Here is a 16215-nt window from a genome sequence, read left to right on the forward strand (position 1 = left end):
TACAGGGGGAAAGGAAACGGGAGGCACGATGACACGCGCGATCTATGAAATCACCGGCAGCGATGCCGAGCATTTTCTGCAAGGCCTTGTGACCAACAATGTCTCGAAGCTGTCCGAAGGGCCGGTTTATACCGCGCTGCTGACGCCACAGGGCAAGTACATCGCCGACTTCATCCTGTTCCGCCGGGACGAGGCGATCATGCTGGATGTCGACCAGTCGCTGGCCGACGACCTTGTCAAGCGTCTCAGGATGTACAAGCTGCGTTCGAACGTGACGATCGAGGAGAGCCCCCTGAAGGTCTACCGCGGCACCGGCCCGGCGCCCGAGGGCGCCCTGCCCGACCCGCGCCACCCCGAACTGGGCTGGCGGCTTTACGGCAATGAGGAAGGCGATGACGGCACCGATTTCGACGCCATCCGGGTGGCGCACTGCATCCCCGAAACAGGAGTTGAGCTGACACCGGACACCTTCATCCTCGAGGCCGGATTCGGCCGGCTGAACGGGGTCGATTTCCGCAAGGGCTGTTACGTCGGGCAGGAGGTGACTGCCCGGATGAAGCATAAGACCGAGCTGAACAAGGGGCTCGTGCCTGTGATGGTCGAAGGCGCCGCTCCGGTTGGAACAGAAGTCACGGCCGATGGCAAACCGGCCGGCACGCTGTTCACTCAGGCTGACGGGCGCGGCATCGCCTATCTGCGCTTCAACCGCGCGAAGGGCGAGATGCGCGCAGGCGACGCGACGGTCACCTACGCGGAATGAGCCGCACGGCGCAGATCGAGGGGGCGCTGGGTCAACGCGTCGCCCGTCTTGTGCCGCTGCACGGTGGCGATCTGTCGGACGTCGCCCGGGCCGATCTCGAAGATGGCCGCGAGGTTGTCGTAAAGACCGGCCCGATGGTTGAAATGGAGGCGCGCATGCTGCAGGCGATGCGCGCCGCCAACGCGCCGGTGCCCGAGGTTCTTCATACCGAGCCGGGGCTGATCCTTTTGCAGCATCTGACAGAAACGCCGCCCTCCCCCGAAAGTTACCGCGCCCTCGGAGCGGCCCTGGCCCAGCTTCATGGCACCGAAGGCAACAGCTACGGCTGGCCGGAACCCTATGCATTCGGTCCCGTCGAAATCCGGAATACCCAAGACGGGCACTGGCCCACCTTCTGGGCCGAGCACAGGCTGCAGCCGTTTCTGGATGTGGTGCCTAAGGAAACGGCCGAAAGGCTCGAAACGCTGTGTATCAGGCTGCCCGACCTCTTGCCGGCGCAACCGCGCCCGGCACTGCTGCATGGAGATATCTGGATGGGCAACGCGCTTTTCTCGGGCGCCGCCGCCTATCTGATAGACCCGTCCTGCTATCACGGCGACCCGGTGGTCGACCTTGCGATGCTCAACCTCTTCGGACAGCCGCCGACCGAGGTCATGGAGGGCTACGGTTCTCTGGCTGCGGGCCTTGAGGCCAGGCAACCGATCTACCAGCTCTGGCCCGCGCTGGTGCACCTGCGCCTGTTCGGCGCAGGGTACCACGGTCTTGTCACACGGCTGCTCGGCCGTGCCGGTGTCTGAGGTTCAGGCGCGCTCGGCGTATTCCATCGTCTCGGTGTTCACGACGATATCCTCGTCGGGGCCCACGAAGGGCGGCACCATGACCTTGACGCCGTTGTCGAGCACTGCGGGCTTGAAGCTGTTGGCCGCAGTCTGGCCCTTCACCACCGGTTCCGTTTCGACCACCTTGCACACCACTTTCTGCGGCAGCGTCGCGTTCAACGCCTCGCTTTCGTAGAATTCCACGGTGATGGTCATGCCGTCCTGCAGGAACGGGCGGCGTTCGCCGAGGATGTCGGCGGGCAGCTCGATCTGCTCGTAGGTTTCGGCATCCATGAAGATCAGCATCCCGTCGTTTTCGTACAGGAACTGCTGGTCTTTCTGCTCCAGCCGGACACGGTCGACCTTGTCGGCACTCCGGAAGCGCTCGTTCAATTTCGAGCCGTTGCGAAGGTTGCGCAGCTCGACCTGTGCAAACGCGCCACCCTTTCCAGGTTTCACGTGGTCGACCTTCACGGCGCTCCATAGACCGCCGTTATGCTCCAGCACGTTGCCGGGGCGAATTTCATTTCCGTTGATCTTGGGCATCGTGACTTTCCCATGACAGAAGGTTGATCATATTTCGACCAACCCTATATCTGGGGATGCAATGGTGGGCAAGACGACGAAATCTCGTGCTGCAGGTGCAGAAAGATATGCAGAAAATGCAACCTAGCTATGCAACACAGGGCTATCCGAATCGAACAAACTTCGTCATAACCATCGCCACGCCGAAAAGACAAGAGCAATAAAAGCAAGGACGAATCATGAAAGATTTCGTTGACGGCACGGCCTTCAATGCTGAACAGGGCAACCGTGCTCGCAAACTGTTCGCGGCCGTGGTACTGGCCGCACTGGACGATGCCATTTCTGACGACAAGAAATATGGCAATGGTCCGGAGCAGATCGCCCGTTGGGCGCGTTCGCGCGACGGTCGTGAAGTGCTGAGCTGTGCCGGTATCGACCCCAACGAGCGGGTTGTGACCGGCCTGATGGAATTCGTGTCGAAAGGTGTTCGCACCTCTGTCGCGCTGTCGCGTGAGGAGAGCGAGCGCCGCAATGCTGCCGCGACTCTGGCCGCCCAGGCCGAAGCCGCCTGACACTCTTTTCCTGACCTGACGAAAAGGCCCTGCCCCTGCGGCGGGGCTTTTTCATTTCTGTGGGTGCCAATGACGCAAGGTCACCGAGAACGACACGCGCCGATCTTCTTGCTGGAAGGTCTGCCGGCATCTGCGAGAGATCATGCGGCGGCGTTTTCATGGCTTTCCCCATGCGGATGCGCGCTGTATCACGGCACACGCAGTATGAGGGCGCGGCATGGCAAAGGCGATCATGATCCAGGGCGCGGGCTCGAATGTCGGCAAGTCCATGATCGTGGCAGGGCTGGCGCGGGCCTGTGCCAACCGGGGGTTCAACGTGGCCCCCTTTAAACCCCAGAACATGTCGAACAACGCGGCCGTCACGGTCGACGGCGGCGAGATCGGCCGCGCGCAGGCGCTTCAGGCTCTGGCGGCCCGCAAGCCGGCGCATACCGACATGAACCCCGTACTGCTGAAGCCGGAAACGGACATCGGCGCACAGGTCATCGTGCAGGGCAAACGCTTTGCCACGCTCAGGGCGCGGGACTATTCAAAGCGGAAACCCAGCCTGCTGGCGGCCACGCTCGAGAGTTTTCATCGGTTGAGCCGTGACGCAGATATCGTGCTGGTCGAGGGTGCGGGAAGCCCGGCCGAGATCAATCTGAGGGCGGGCGACATCGCCAACATGGGGTTTGCCGAAGCGGCGGGCGTGCCGGTGATCCTGGTGGGTGACATCGACCGGGGTGGCGTCATCGCCCAGGTCGTCGGCACCCAGGCGATCCTTGATCCGGCCGATGCCGGCCGAATAAAAGGTTTTGCGATCAACAAGTTTCGGGGCGACGTGAGCCTCTTCGACGACGGCCTGGCAGAAATCGTGCGGCGCACCGGCTGGCCTTCGCTCGGCGTGCTTCCGTGGTTCGAAGACGCCTGGCGCCTGCCTGCGGAAGACGTGATGGACCTCAGGAACCGACCCGGGGGGCAATTCAAGGTGGCCGTGCCACGGCTTGGCCGGATTGCGAATTTCGACGATCTCGACCCGTTGTCGGGAGAGCCGGACGTGACCGTCGAGATCGTCGAGCCGGGCCGGCCCCTGCCCGGCGACGCCGATCTCGTGCTGATCCCGGGCAGCAAGTCGACCATTGCCGACCTTGCGCACTTTCGTGCGCAGGGCTGGGATATCGACCTGACAGCGCATATCCGGCGCGGCGGGCACGTGATGGGCGTCTGCGGCGGCTACCAGATGCTCGGCCGCACGATCGCGGACCCGGAGGGACTCGAGGGCGCGCCGGGCGAAGTTCCCGGACTTGGGCATCTCGACGTGGCAACCGTGATGAAACCTGAAAAGCACCTTGCCCTGACCCAGGCCACCTACCGGGCGACCGGAGGCCTTGTCGAGGGCTACGAGATACATCTTGGCGAGACCACCGGACCCGATTGCGCACGGGCATGGCTGGATATCGGCGGCACCCCCGAAGGGGCATCCAGTGCCGACGGCCGCATACGCGGATGCTACCTGCACGGGCTCTTTGCCTCGGACGGGTTCCGAAAGAGCTTTCTGGAAGAGCTTGGCGCGCGCTCGGACCTGTTCTTCACCGACAATGTCGACAAGACGCTGGACGCGCTGGCACAACATCTGGAGACGCATTTCGCCATCGACCAACTCCTGGGGCTCGCAGAGCCCGTGAAGGTCGACGCCTAGTCGATACCCTGGCTCGTAAGCGCCCGGTGGATTTCGCGACGCACGAGCTTGCGGACGTTACGCGTGATCCGCTCGCCCAACGCCCCCTGAAGTTCCTGCCGTACGATTTCGCTGACCATGTCGCGAAGCGCATCCTCGTCGAGAACCGCATCTTCGGAATACCATGACCCGGCTTCGGACGGGCTGGTATTGTCTCCCTCTTCCTCGGCAAGACGATCAGAGCCGGTTGAAGCGGCGGCCGCTTCCTCGAACGTATCTTCTGCGAGGTACGTGTCAGGTTTGGCATCTTGGGCACTGAAATTTGCCTCTGACTCGTCCACGTCGGTAACGTCTTCCTCGACATCCTGCCAAGGAAGCGGCGATTGCGGGCCCGCGGCATAGTCGTCATCCGACGTGCCGTCCGGCTCCCATTCCTCGTCTTTCTCGGCCACCGCGGTCTCAAACCCCGCGATGCGTGCCTCGAGAGCCTTCAGGTCGATATCGCCGGTGTCGCCTTCATCTTCGTCCTCGAAATCGGCAACATGAAGGTCTTCCGGTGCCGGCTCTTCCTGGGCAATGGGTCCATCTTCGGCCGTATCAGCGACCAGGGCTGCGTCATCCTCGAGGTCATCCCAATCGTCTCGCACGGCAGCCAGCGTATCCGCTGCGCCGTCGTCGACGTCATCGGCATGTCCAAGGTCCGCCTCGTCAGGGGCCGTTTCTGCCTTCTCTGACCCGGTCTCAGGCTCTTCGATGCGGTCATGGATGCCGCTACGGATGAAGTGGGGAAGATCCTTGAGAATATCCTCGTCGGTTTCCTCGGCGCGTGCCTCGACGATTTCCGCGTCTTCGATACCGTCGAACCGGCCTTCATCCCAAGCCTGCGCCTCGGGCGCTTCGATTTCCATCTCCGTCGAATCGTCGCTCTCTTCGTCCACCCGCTGGGCGGGGGTCAGAACAAGCTTCGCCTCGCGCTGCTGCGCAGCGGTGCGTGGCTCGTCACGACGCTTCGGTTCCTCGCGTTCTTCCGCGGAAACCAGCCGCCGAATAGACGACAGAACGTCCTCGATTTCGACATTCGTTACGGGGTCTGACATGCTCAATTACCGTTCTTGCCTTCGGATAGTCTACCGCCGAGGGCCTCTTCGCACAACAATTTAGGGAGGATTCTATTCTTTCCCAATCGCCCGCAACACACGTTCGAGCTTCTGGCCCTGCGGGCTGATCGGAACCGGCGCATCCTTGACCAGGTTGTAATATGCCTCGGGGTCATAGGTCTGCACGTTCAAGCGCAGGTCTTTCGCGGTCAGTTCACCAATCGTTTCAAGCACCTGGTAAGCCGCGATATAGAGATCGGTCTCTGCCGAAATCAGGCCCGCCTGCGCGTCGAGCAGCTCCTGTTCGGCATCCAGCACGTCAAGCGTGGTCCGGGCGCCCAGCTTGGCCTCTTCCCGGACACCTCGGAAAGCGACGCGCGCGGCGCGCACCTGTTCCTGCCCGGCCTGCCGGCTGGCCTGGGCGGCACGCAGAATGGCATAGGCGTTGCCGACATCCGCGACCACCTGCTTCTGGGTCACGTGAAGCTGACCACGCAGCGAGTCGGCCTGCGCCATCGCCTGACGCCGGGCCGAACTCAGCAAACCGCCCTGGTAGATCGGACCGGAGACCGTGACGCCGATGCTGCCCGACCGGGTGTAATCGGTGCCGTCAATCTCTTCCCCCGCGCCAAGGCGGGTCGTCAGGCTGACGCTCGGCTTCATCGCCGCCTCGGCAGCGGCCACGGTCAGCTCTGCCGAGGAGACGTCATACTGGGCCTTGCGCATGTCGGGGTGGTTCCGCACCGCAATGGATTTGGCCGTATCGATGTTGCCCGAAAGATTGGGCAACTGCCGCGGTGCACGCAACTGGCCCGGCGCACGCCCGACAGCGGACCGGTATTCCTCGACGGCTTGCGTCAGATCGCCCTGTGCCGTGGCCAGACCGCTCTGGGCCGACGCCAGCCGCGCTTCGGCCAGTGCCACGTCGGTGCGGGTCACCTCGCCCACTTCGAACCGGTCATTCGCGGCGCGCAATTCCTGGCGCAGAAGCCGCAGGTTGTTCTGACGCACCGACACCAGCTCGCCGGTGCGACGTACGTTCATGAAGGCCGCAACGGCACGCAGCAGAACTTGCTGCTCGATGTTGCGCAGCGATTCGCGGGTCGCCAACACCGTTTCCTTGGCCGCCTGCAGCCGCAGGTTGGTGCGCCCGAAATCGAACAGAAGCAGATCGAGTGAAATCCCGAGGTTCAGATCGTTCGAATCCGAGCCGCGCATGACCCCGCCCGTGCGGGTTGTCCCGAACGTCCGGGTGATATCGGCCGACCAGTTGATGATCGGGCGCAGCTCCGCGACGATCTGCGCGACGCTTTCATCCGCGGCCCGCAGAAGGGCGCGGTTCTGCTCCAGCAGGCCGCTGTTCTCATAGGCGCTGACCAATGCGTCGGCGAGCGTTTCGGCCGATGCGGCCTGCGGTTGCGCGAAACCAAGGATAACGGCGGACACGGCACCGATAACGCGGGTCTTGAACGGGACTCTCATATCGGCGCTCTGCGGCCTCCTCGTTAAATTACAGGGTAAAGGCGCTATGCCGCTCGAACCCGGGAAGAACCGGCGCACCGGCGTTGAAGGAAAACCGCCACGTCATCTTGCCGTCGATCTTGTAGCCGATACGGACCGCACCAAGCGTACCTTCCATGAAGAGGCACGCAATGCGCCCACCGTCCTTGAGCTGATCGGTCAGCGCCTCGGGCAGGTGCGCCACGGCACCTTCGATCACGATCACGTCAAAGGGGCCGTGCTCGGCCGCGCCTTCGGTCAGCGGGCCTTCGTGAACCGCAACGTTGTCAGCTCCAAGTTCGGGCAGGAGCGACTGCGCCTCGGTCGCCATCTCGCTGTCTTCCTCGACCGCGACGACGGCCTGCGCCATGTGGGCGATCACGGCCGCCGAATAGCCCAGCGCGCTGCCGATATCGAGCACCAGTTCGTCCTGCTGGATGTCGAGCGCATCGAGTATCTTTGCCAGCGTGCGCGGATCGAGAACCACCCGGTTGCCGCCCAGGTCGACGTTGTCGCCCATATAAGCCGCCTCGCGCAGATGATCCGGCACGAAGGCTTCGCGCGGAACGGAAAGCATCGCGTTGATGATCGGAAACTTGGTCACATCGGAAGGTCTGACCTGGGTATCGACCATCATCGTCCGGCGGGCAGCGTAGTCAGTCATGTTGCTAAACTCTTGCGTTCAGTCCTGTCCTGAATGTTGTGACACATATCCCTACGCCCGACAATGTCAATCAACCCTCGAACCGGCGCTGTCGGGCCTTGCGCATGGCAGAGCGATCATATAATTCGATGCAACCACTTCTTAGGCGGCGAGTTGGCGGAGTGGTGACGCAGCGGATTGCAAATCCGTGTACACCGGTTCGATTCCGGTACTCGCCTCCACCGTCCTACAGACAGCGTATCGCATGGTTTCAAAGCCGACCCTAAGGCAGGATCGCTTGCGCCATGCGCGTTGGCGCGAAGCCCGACCGGTGCTTGCGTTGCAGGATCGACGGTTCGTTTGCGCCCGGTTGCCCAAAAATGCAGCGCATTCGGTTGACCGGAGCATTGGCAACACCCGACCGGTCGTTCAGCAGGCTCCAAAGGGCCTCAGTATCGTCCCGCCGGAATCGCCCGGCAACTCGGCATCGCTGCGTGATTGCCCCTCGCATTCCATCAAGCCAAGCCGTCACGAGCGGCCAAACCGGAACCAGTTTCCGTGCGGCTCCTACCGTGCCAACTCCTGTTGGCGCTGCCTCAAGGCGTCCAGGATGCCGTCATCCGACTCGGCCCAGCCGCCCAGGTCTTTCATCTTGTCAGCGGCCTCGAGAGCGAGCCTGATGCTGCGTTCTGCGTTGCCGCCGGCCTCTGCCACCCCCTTGTGGGCCATGAATAAGTCCCTCTGCCACCGGGTATTCCGGGCGTCAGAGGCCACGAGGCGGCTGGCAATTTCAAGGCTGTCGGTAAAGGCCTCGAGCGCGGCGTCGGATTTACCTGCGGCCAGATGAACCTCACCTATCTTGCGCAGCGTCACCGCCGTGAACCGCTGCGTCGACAGGTTGCCCGGCTCCGCATCTCGAGCGGCAGTCATCCGTGACAGGCTGGTTGCGTACTGGCCAAGTGCGCTCTCGAGATCGCCCGCCGCCACATAGGCATCCCCAAGCAACTCGTTGCTGATGGACACGACTTTCCGCCATCGCGGATTCGCGGGATCGTTCTTCAGCAACTCCGACATGACAGACACTTCCTGCCGGTAGGCAGCCACCGCCCGAGCGGGCTGTTCCATCCGCATATAAGCGTTGCCGACAAGCTCGTGACTTACGCCGAGGATAAACCGCCAATCCGCATTTTGCGGATCCATCGAAACAAGCCGCTCGCGAAGCGCCAGGCTATTGCGGTAAAGGTCTAGCGCGGCATCCGTCTCTCCCTTGTCCAGCAGGACGCTGGCCAGATGATCCTGGGTGAACGACAGGAAGCGGTTCAGTTCCATGTCGGTCGGGCTGGCTTCCCGCACCAGGGTCATGCGGTCGAGGCTGCGCCGATAGTACAAGATTGCCTCGTCCAGATCACCGCGATCATGCGCCAGTTGCCCGAGGCGTTCGTCGGCGACGGACAGGTCCCGTAACCAACGGACATTCGTCGGGTCCGCCTCGGACAGCAGCGACACGATATGGTGCTTTGCCTCGTAGGCGGCCTTTGCGGCCTCAGCCTCGCCCATGCGGGTCAACACGTCACCGAGACGCTCGTGGCTGATACCAAGCACGTACTGCCAGTCGGTGTTGGCAGGATCCGCCGCAACGAGAGCCTTTCTAAGGTCGAGGCTCTCCTCGAACTTCCTGCGGGCCGCCGGCAAATCGCCTTGAATGGCATACACGTCCCCCATCCGGTCAAGCGTGATCGAGGTGAAGCGGCCAAGCTCCAAGTCGCCGGTGTTGGCTTCGCGGATCGGGATCATGCGATCGAGGCTCGCCTTGTAATGCGCCAGGGCGCCCTGCAGGTCGCCGCGTTCCTGCAGGACGTCGCCCAGCAGTTCGTCACTGATCGAAAGATCCCTCCGCCACCGATAGCCCTCCGCCTCGCTCGCCGCCATCTCGGAGCCGAGCCGGTTCTTGTCGAGATAGTTCGCGTGCGCCGCCGCAAGATCGCCCTGCCTGTGACGGGTGCGGCCAAGCCGTTCGTAACTGTTGCTCAGCGCGAACCGGATATCCTCGTCATCGGGGTGGCGTTCGGCCAAGGCAAGCCTCACCTCGTGGCCGGCCTGGTAGTGATCGAAGGCATCACCGATCCTGCCCTGCTCGAACAGGACGTCTCCGAGGTTGTCGCGTGAAAGGGCAAGAGCCAGTTGCAGGTCAGCATCGCCGGGGTGTTGTGCACTGGCAGTCCGGGACACCGAAAGCTGTCTCTCGAAGGCCTCACGCGCCCCGGGCAGGTTGCCGAGCGTGACGTTGATACGCCCCAGTGCCCCGAGCGCGTTGAGTTGCTGGCGTCTCGCGTCGGCCGGGATCATGTCATCCTCGATTTCCGCGAACAGGTCGATGGCCTTGTCATAGTCGGCGCTGGCAAGCTGGTATCTGAGCTCGGCCTGGGCGGCCCCACCGTTCAGGTAATGGGTCGCCGCCTCGGAAAGCGTGCGTTCGACAAGGTTCGCCTGCAGCGTGGCCCGTGACGTTGCGTCGATATCGGCCGCTTCGGTCAGCTTGCCCCGTGCCGTATCAAAGGCACCAAGCGACAGGTGTGCTTCGGCCTCCTGCCGCAGGGCCGTAACCCTGTCATCCCCCGATCGCAGCGTGCGAAGCTCGTCCCGAACTTTCGTAAAGGCGCTGGCCGCCTCCTTCAGCTTGTCGTCGCGCTCCTGCCGGTTCAGCCCCGCAATGTCGGACCCCAGCAACGCGCCGTAGAGCGGTGCCAGTGGCATATCGGCATCGCTGGCCACGCGCTCCACGTCGCGGCGGGTCGTGTCGTCGATCTCGGCCATCGCAAGCAGCAATCTTTCGCGCTCCGGCAAGTCCCCCGGCGTCTCGCTGACAAAGAACAGCCCCGGAAGGCCGCTTTCCACGTAGGGCAGTTGCACGCCACGAGTCCGGTCATAGACATCCTGCTGTACGAGCGTGAGGGCCGTGCGAACCTCCAGCCCGCTCGTTCCGAGATGGCGGACAAGCGCGGCTGCGAAGGGAGAGTTCTCCCCCTCCCCGTCCAGCGCCCCCTGCCCGGGCGCCGCCGCGAAGGCGTATACCAGCTTGTCCGCCCGACCGATGCGGCCAAGACCGGGGCTTACGTCCGCTTCGAGCGTGAAAGATCCCCGGCTCGCATCGCCGACCGGCACACCGAACGCATCTGTCCGGCAGGCATCGATCAGCAACAGCCCGGCCCGGGCCGCGGAAACTGCCGCAACGACGTCGGCCAGCGGCAGGGCCGTCGCCTTCAGCTCCTCGATATTGCCGGCAGCGGCGTCGCGCGCGAAGAGCAGGTTCTCGCCATCGACCTCCATCCCGTGCCCCGCGAAATAGATGACCGCGAGATCGGCGTCCTCTGCATCTTCCGAGAACTGCTCCAGAGCGCGGCCCAGACGGACCAGATCGCGATCTGTGACCATGTCCACGTCGAACCCGAGGTCGTAAAGGATTTCGTCCATCGCGCGGGCGTCGTTGCGGGGGTTCTTGAGCGGGCGCAGCGCGTCGTACTCGCCGACACCGATCACCAGAGCCACGCGTTGCTCGGCAAGGGATGCCGAGCTCAGGAACACAACGAACACTGCGGCCACCAGGAATCGCACGTACATCTCCCAAGCGTGACGAACAGCCCGTGCTGCTCGTGTAACAAGTGGTCCAGCCGGAATTTACTGCATGACCGGCTCTTGGTCTACTTGGACGATCCAAAGCGGCCGTTTCCTTGCGCCGATCACCGCATCGTGAACAGGCACGCCAAGGCAATAAGGCGGAAGGCTATCGCTTGGAGGCGGTGGTGAGCGTGGCCAGGGCACAGGCCCGAGACCCAAAGCACAATCAGGCCGAGCTATTTCTGGACAACATGACACTATAGTGCTTCCATAACCTCGATCTATGGGCCGCGAGAGGAGGAGAATCGTGGACTCAAGACAACTGAGGTATTTTCGCCAGATCGTTGCGCATGGCTCGATGAGTTCTGCCGCACGCAGCCTCGGGGTGGCTCAACCGTCGCTTTCACAACTGGTCAGATCGCTCGAGACCACGCTCGGCACCGAGCTTCTGGTGCGCTCGGCCCGCGGCATATCGCCCACCGAGGCAGGCGAACGGCTCGAGTCCTACGCCGTCCGCATCGAGCGCCTGCTCGACGATGCCCGCACCGACGTGGCCAATATCGGTTCTTCCCCTGCAGGCCGTGTCGCGTTCGGTATGCCGCCCTCGATCTGCATGGCGTTGTCGATCCCGATGGCCGAGACGCTGCGCCTGGAGCAGCCGGAAATCCAGTTCTGCGTGACCGAGGCAATGAGCGGCCACCTGCGGGAATGGGTGATGAATGGCGAGATCGACATGGCCATCCTCTACGACAACACGGGGCTTGGCGATTGCACCTCGGCCTTTCTGCTGACCGAGGAGCTTTGGTTCTACTCGGCCGCCGATGACTGGCCCTTCGACACCCCCCCGGGCGAGCCCGTCGACCTGAGGGACGTGATCACGACCTTCCTCGTGCTGCCATCTAAGCGGCACGGCCTGCGGAAATTCATCGACCGGGTGGCGCAGGCCGAAAGCCGCAAGCCGCTGGTGACGCTCGAGATGGACTCTCTGCCGCAGATCAAGTCTCTGGTCGCCCGGGGTAGTGGCTACACGATCATTTCACCGGCAGCGGTCATCGACCTCGTGGAAGATGGCAAGCTGCTCGGCAGCCCGATCCGGGGCCCGAGACTGAGCCGGAAGATCTATCTCGTCCGGTCCGCCGTGAACCGGATCACCGCCGCCTGCCGCGCAACCGAGGAGTGTTGCCGCGAGGTGGTCGACGATCTCGTCACGCGGGGCATCTGGCAGGCAAACCTCGCCTGAGAGGTCAATCCGAAAGGCTGTCGCCGAGTGCCTGCGCAGCCATCCCGTCCAGCTGATCGAGACGGTTCCAGATGGCGACCCCGCGCGGGCCCAGAACGGCCTCGGCCTTGGCGCGCAGCTTGCCGGCCAGAACCTCCTCGGGAATCGGCGCATCGAGGTCATGGCGGATGGTCAGGCTGCGCCCGTCCACGAGGGTCAACGCGCCCTCGGCCTGCGCGTCGGTCAGGCTCTCGTCGCCCTCCACGGTGACCTTGTCGGCAAAGGTCGCAAGCTCGGTGTCGGTGCAGATGTCGTCGGTGTAGGTCCGGTCGCTGCCCGTCTGATCGCCCCGCAGGGTCATACCGGCAAGCCACTTGTAGGAAAACTTCGCCTCGAGCCCGGTCCGCGGCGCGGGATTGTTGCAGACGCGAAGCCAGCGGGGCGCCGTGCGCAGGTGAAGGGCCTCGATATCGGAAAGGGCAAGCGTCTCCGCCTTCCGCACCTCGGAGAGCGCCTCGATCATCGCGTGCAGCCCGTGACAGCAGGCGTGCAGCTTGTACTTGTTGTCGCGGAACAGGAAGGTTTCCGGCGGCGGCGTGACCCACCCGGCCCCGGGGTCAGGCTGGGGCGTGTGCGTTTCGACAAAGCCCTGCACGCCCATCAGCCCGTCATCGGCCGAGGTGAAGCCGAGCCCCGCCAGCTGCGCACATTCCACGCCATTGGCCGCGGCGATACCGGCATTGTACGGCTTGCCCATGGTGCCGAATTGCGACTTCAGGCCCGATGCGCGGGTGGCGCAGAGGCTCAGCGCCGTGCGCATCTGGTCCTTGTCCAGACCGTAAAGGCGGCCCGCCGCTGCAGTCGCGCCAAAGGCCCCGGCGGTGGCTGTCTGGTGAAAGCCAAGATTGTAATGCGCGCTGCCCAGAACCACGCCCACTCGGATTGCCACCTCGGCACCGACAAGAAACGCCTCGACCACCTCTTCCACGCTGGCGGCCTGGTCCTCGCCCGCGGCGAGGGCTGCCGGGTAGATGCCCACCGACAGGTGCCCGACATGAGCAAAATGGGTATCGTCGTAATCGAGCGCGTGGCTGGTTGCCCCGTTGACCAGCGCCGCCATCCGGGCCGGCACGCGCGCGCCGCCGAAGACCGAAGCCACTGGCTTGCCGCCCTCGCGATCTGCCAGTTGGCGCAGTTTCTCAGCCAGCGGCTCGCCGATACCGGCGACACCGCAGGTCACCCAGTCGAGCAGTGAATAACGCGCCAGTTGCAGTTCGTGCTTGGGCAGCTGGTTGCGCGGAAGAAGCGCGAGGCCTGCAAGATCGTCAATGAACGCCATGGGTGGGCTCCGGTTTGGGCGTTGTGTCTGCAAGGTCGAATAGCACACCGCGAGAGGGGATAGAACGGCCCGGCTGGGGGCCATTCACTTTGTCGGCCAGGCCATAACCTTGCGCAATGGCTCTGGTTCGCTCATCGATCACGAGGCCTTCTTTACGACCCTCTCCAGTCCGGCGGCCAGCCAGTCTGGGGTGCGCCGGTCTTCCGGCGCGCCAAGCGTGATCGGCTTGATGCGCTCGGCCGATGTCCGGCCCAGTCCGACACGGTAGGCGAACCACCACACCAGCAGCACGCCCAGCAGCCAGAAAAGGATCTGCCAGACCCAGAGCGACGGGATGCCCAGGTCTGCCGACCGCTCGGTAAAGATCGGCTCGCTGAAGAACGTGTTGCCGAGGATGGCCCCCGGCCCGTAGGCAAGGAACCCCCAGAGCAGCATCAGCGACCACAAAAGCCCCCGCCCGCCCGTCTGGCGCGGCGGCAGGGCTGCCTCGACCGCATCGTGCAGGCGGTCACGCTGAAACCGGTCGGGCGCGCGCAGCGTGGCGGCCGAGCTCAACAGGACAAAGGCCAGGTTGAACGCCAGCCCCCAGGCCGCCGAGTGGATGGTCAGCGGCCAGCGGCCCCAGGGCAGCTCGACGAAGAGCGACTCGAACAGGATCAGGCCCAGCGGCTCGGTGAAGGTCACGATCAGGCAGCCGATGGCGAGCCCCGCCATGACTGCGCCGCGGCTGATCACGCGAAGGAATGTCAGCCCCAGAAGCGCTGGCAGAAGCTGCACCGAGAGCGGCAATGCCACGCTGGCCCCGATGGCGCAGATCAGCGGCGCGAAACTGGCGGCGAGCGCCACGAAGAAGAAGGCGAAGCCCAATGCGATACGATGGCCGAGGCGTGTCTGCCGGGCATCGAGCTTCGGGAAGAGATAGGTCAGCACGAGCTCGCGCGTGATCAGGATGGACCCGCCGGTGACGAAGAAACTGACCGCCAGCAGCCCGCCGATCATCATCAGCAGCAAAAGCCCTGCCCCGGCCAGTGGCTCGATTTCGAAAAGCGTACCGGCCAGCGCCACGGGCCCGTCGGCCATCCGCGCCGCCAGAACCGGGCCGCCCAGAACGAAGCCGCCCGCGACAAGCCCCGCCAGAAGCCACACGGTCGACACGCCGAAGCCGCGCCCGGCCGGTGCGGTCTGGCCGAGATAGAGCACCGCCGGAGAGAACACGATTCCGAGCAGCGCCACGGATGACGACGCGATGGCGGCCGCCGTGAAGATCCCGCCAGGCGGCATTGCCTTGCCGATCCCGGCCGAGTTCTGCAGGACACCGGGGATACGATCCCAAAGGATGCCGTCGGCGACGCCGATGGGTTGCGCCGGAAAACCCGGGCCGGTGGCGGTGATCTCGGTCAGAATGGTCAGCCCCGGCAACAGCAGCGCCAGAAGCCCGGAATACATTGCCAGCGTCATGATCGTCGCCCGCCAGCCTCCGACAATGGCCGGAATGGCCAGCGCGATGGCGATCAGCCAGACCCCGGCCGCACGGGGGATAAGACCCTCGGTCGCCGCCTCGAGCAGGACGGACACCGTCGACAGGATATGACCCGCGAAAGGCAGCGCGAAAAGCACGGTGAGCCCCATCACGATCACCCGAAGCGCCACGGAATCGTAGAACCTTCCCAGTGCTTCACCGGGCGTGGAAAGCCCCGCCACCCGCGTGGCCATCCAAAGCCGGTTCCAGACCAGCAGTGCCGCGATGGCAACAAGCACCAGCCCGGCCGAAACGTGCGAGGCCTGAAGGCCGAACCGCCCGACCATGGCGAAATGCCGCTCCACCCCCAGCCCGGCCGCGGCCAGTCCCGGCAGAAGGAACATCACCGCCCAGCCCGGCAGGTTCGCGCCGCCATCGGCAAAATCGCCGGGCGGGCCGCCGACCCGCGCCGTGCGGGCCGCGAAATAGAGACCGTAAAGCGCGATCAGCACGAGCAAACTGAGAAGCAGCGGTGTCACCGGCGCCCACCCCTGTGCGGAAGGCGAGACGCAGGGCGCAGGTTGTTGTCGCGGATGACGTCGAACCTCTCGAAGGCGCCGCGCGGCCCGAAGGCTATCACGAGGTAGATGATCACCGCCACGACCAGCGAAGCCAGACCCAGCGCCACCGGAAGCACGACACGCTCGGCCATCTCGGCCGGGGCCACCAGCACGGTGAGCAGCAGCGCCACGATCCCGACGGCAAAGGCAACCATGCCAAGCGCCGTCTCGCCCGCCGTGAACCGGGTCTTGAGTACGGCATTGACGATGACATGGCCCACAAAGCCGAGGATCAGCACCGCGAAACCCGCCCCGATCCACCACGCGCCGCCACCGGCCGTCACGCCCTTGTGCAGCAGCGCGGCGGCCAGGAAGACCGCCGGCGACCAGATCGCCATCACCAGCCCGTGGCGGTCGAGGCGGTCGAAGAGGTTGTTCTCGATCATCGCGG

Annotated in this window: 13 protein-coding genes and 1 tRNA gene; 6 read left to right on the top strand and 8 right to left on the bottom strand. The window is 64.2% G+C overall.

Going from position 1 to position 16215, the window contains the following annotated elements; translation table 11 throughout:
* The first annotated feature begins 28 nt into the window (after positions 1 to 28).
* A complete protein-coding gene (gene ygfZ / locus RIdsm_RS17680) occupies positions 29 to 760 on the top strand; it encodes a CAF17-like 4Fe-4S cluster assembly/insertion protein YgfZ (protein ID WP_057816946.1) in 732 nt (243 codons plus the stop codon).
* Positions 757 to 1557: a fructosamine kinase family protein gene (locus RIdsm_RS17685; RefSeq protein ID WP_057816947.1), complete on the top strand. Its 801-nt coding sequence runs from the start codon at positions 757 to 759 to the stop codon at positions 1555 to 1557. Before ygfZ ends, RIdsm_RS17685 begins: the two co-directional genes overlap by 4 nt.
* 3 nt (positions 1558 to 1560) lie before the next feature.
* Here RIdsm_RS17685 and efp read toward each other — a convergent pair whose 3' ends face one another.
* Positions 1561 to 2124 (bottom strand): elongation factor P, encoded by a 564-nt coding sequence (gene efp, locus RIdsm_RS17690; RefSeq protein WP_057816948.1) that lies wholly within the window; start codon positions 2122 to 2124, stop codon positions 1561 to 1563.
* Between the two features lie 218 nt (positions 2125 to 2342).
* Between efp and RIdsm_RS17695 the strand changes: the two genes are divergently transcribed.
* Positions 2343 to 2675 carry a DUF6280 family protein gene (locus RIdsm_RS17695; protein WP_057816949.1) on the top strand — a complete coding sequence of 111 codons (333 nt, stop codon included), beginning with the start codon at positions 2343 to 2345 and terminating at the stop codon, positions 2673 to 2675.
* Between the two features lie 217 nt (positions 2676 to 2892).
* Positions 2893 to 4353: a cobyric acid synthase gene (locus RIdsm_RS17700; protein ID WP_057816950.1), complete on the top strand. Its 1461-nt coding sequence runs from the start codon at positions 2893 to 2895 to the stop codon at positions 4351 to 4353.
* On the opposite strand, the gene RIdsm_RS17705 is transcribed toward RIdsm_RS17700, so the two are convergent.
* From RIdsm_RS17705 to RIdsm_RS17715, 3 genes are all read right to left on the bottom strand, one after another.
* Positions 4350 to 5429 (bottom strand): hypothetical protein, encoded by a 1080-nt coding sequence (locus RIdsm_RS17705; protein ID WP_057816951.1) that lies wholly within the window; start codon positions 5427 to 5429, stop codon positions 4350 to 4352. The genes RIdsm_RS17700 and RIdsm_RS17705 overlap by 4 nt on opposite strands.
* 72 nt (positions 5430 to 5501) lie before the next feature.
* Positions 5502 to 6875 (bottom strand): TolC family outer membrane protein, encoded by a 1374-nt coding sequence (locus RIdsm_RS17710; protein WP_244955838.1) that lies wholly within the window; start codon positions 6873 to 6875, stop codon positions 5502 to 5504.
* Positions 6876 to 6939: 64 nt separating this feature from the next.
* Positions 6940 to 7593: a protein-L-isoaspartate O-methyltransferase family protein gene (locus tag RIdsm_RS17715; protein ID WP_057816953.1), complete on the bottom strand. Its 654-nt coding sequence runs from the start codon at positions 7591 to 7593 to the stop codon at positions 6940 to 6942.
* Positions 7594 to 7740: 147 nt separating this feature from the next.
* Between RIdsm_RS17715 and RIdsm_RS17720 the strand changes: the two genes are divergently transcribed.
* Positions 7741 to 7814, top strand: a tRNA-Cys gene (locus tag RIdsm_RS17720).
* Positions 7815 to 8139: 325 nt separating this feature from the next.
* Here the strand turns inward: RIdsm_RS17720 and RIdsm_RS17725 are convergent.
* On the bottom strand, positions 8140 to 11184 hold the full coding sequence (locus tag RIdsm_RS17725) for a caspase family protein (protein ID WP_057816954.1): 3045 nt from the start codon (positions 11182 to 11184) through the stop codon (positions 8140 to 8142).
* Positions 11185 to 11494: 310 nt separating this feature from the next.
* Here RIdsm_RS17725 and RIdsm_RS17730 point away from each other — a divergent pair, with 310 nt between their 5' ends.
* Entirely contained in the window at positions 11495 to 12427 is a 933-nt protein-coding gene (locus RIdsm_RS17730) for a LysR family transcriptional regulator (protein WP_074940420.1), read from the top strand.
* Positions 12428 to 12431: 4 nt separating this feature from the next.
* On the opposite strand, the gene RIdsm_RS17735 is transcribed toward RIdsm_RS17730, so the two are convergent.
* From RIdsm_RS17735 to RIdsm_RS17745, 3 genes are all read right to left on the bottom strand, one after another.
* The gene (locus RIdsm_RS17735; RefSeq protein WP_057816956.1) at positions 12432 to 13745 is read right to left on the bottom strand and encodes an MmgE/PrpD family protein; all 1314 of its coding nucleotides are present in this window, start codon (positions 13743 to 13745) and stop codon (positions 12432 to 12434) included.
* Between the two features lie 138 nt (positions 13746 to 13883).
* Positions 13884 to 15743 carry a hypothetical protein gene (locus RIdsm_RS17740; RefSeq protein WP_057816957.1) on the bottom strand — a complete coding sequence of 620 codons (1860 nt, stop codon included), beginning with the start codon at positions 15741 to 15743 and terminating at the stop codon, positions 13884 to 13886.
* Entirely contained in the window at positions 15740 to 16210 is a 471-nt protein-coding gene (locus RIdsm_RS17745) for a hypothetical protein (protein ID WP_057816958.1), read from the bottom strand. Before RIdsm_RS17745 ends, RIdsm_RS17740 begins: the two co-directional genes overlap by 4 nt.
* Positions 16211 to 16215: the final 5 nt, after the last annotated feature.

It is taken from the genome of Roseovarius indicus, from assembly GCF_008728195.1.
In the GTDB taxonomy this organism is placed as follows: domain Bacteria; phylum Pseudomonadota; class Alphaproteobacteria; order Rhodobacterales; family Rhodobacteraceae; genus Roseovarius; species Roseovarius indicus.

Excerpts from the sequence above, each read along its gene's own strand:
- RIdsm_RS17700 (WP_057816950.1), top strand. The coding sequence starts at position 2,893 with ATGGCAAAGGCGATCATGATCCAGGGCGCGGGCTCGAATGTCGGCAAG.
- RIdsm_RS17685 (WP_057816947.1), top strand. The coding sequence starts at position 757 with ATGAGCCGCACGGCGCAGATCGAGGGGGCGCTGGGTCAACGCGTCGCC.
- RIdsm_RS17735 (WP_057816956.1), bottom strand. The coding sequence starts at position 13,745 with ATGGCGTTCATTGACGATCTTGCAGGCCTCGCGCTTCTTCCGCGCAAC.
- efp (WP_057816948.1), bottom strand. The coding sequence starts at position 2,124 with ATGCCCAAGATCAACGGAAATGAAATTCGCCCCGGCAACGTGCTGGAG.
- RIdsm_RS17745 (WP_057816958.1), bottom strand. The coding sequence starts at position 16,210 with ATGATCGAGAACAACCTCTTCGACCGCCTCGACCGCCACGGGCTGGTG.
- RIdsm_RS17705 (WP_057816951.1), bottom strand. The coding sequence starts at position 5,429 with ATGTCAGACCCCGTAACGAATGTCGAAATCGAGGACGTTCTGTCGTCT.
- RIdsm_RS17715 (WP_057816953.1), bottom strand. The coding sequence starts at position 7,593 with ATGACTGACTACGCTGCCCGCCGGACGATGATGGTCGATACCCAGGTC.
- ygfZ (WP_057816946.1), top strand. The coding sequence starts at position 29 with ATGACACGCGCGATCTATGAAATCACCGGCAGCGATGCCGAGCATTTT.
- RIdsm_RS17695 (WP_057816949.1), top strand. The coding sequence starts at position 2,343 with ATGAAAGATTTCGTTGACGGCACGGCCTTCAATGCTGAACAGGGCAAC.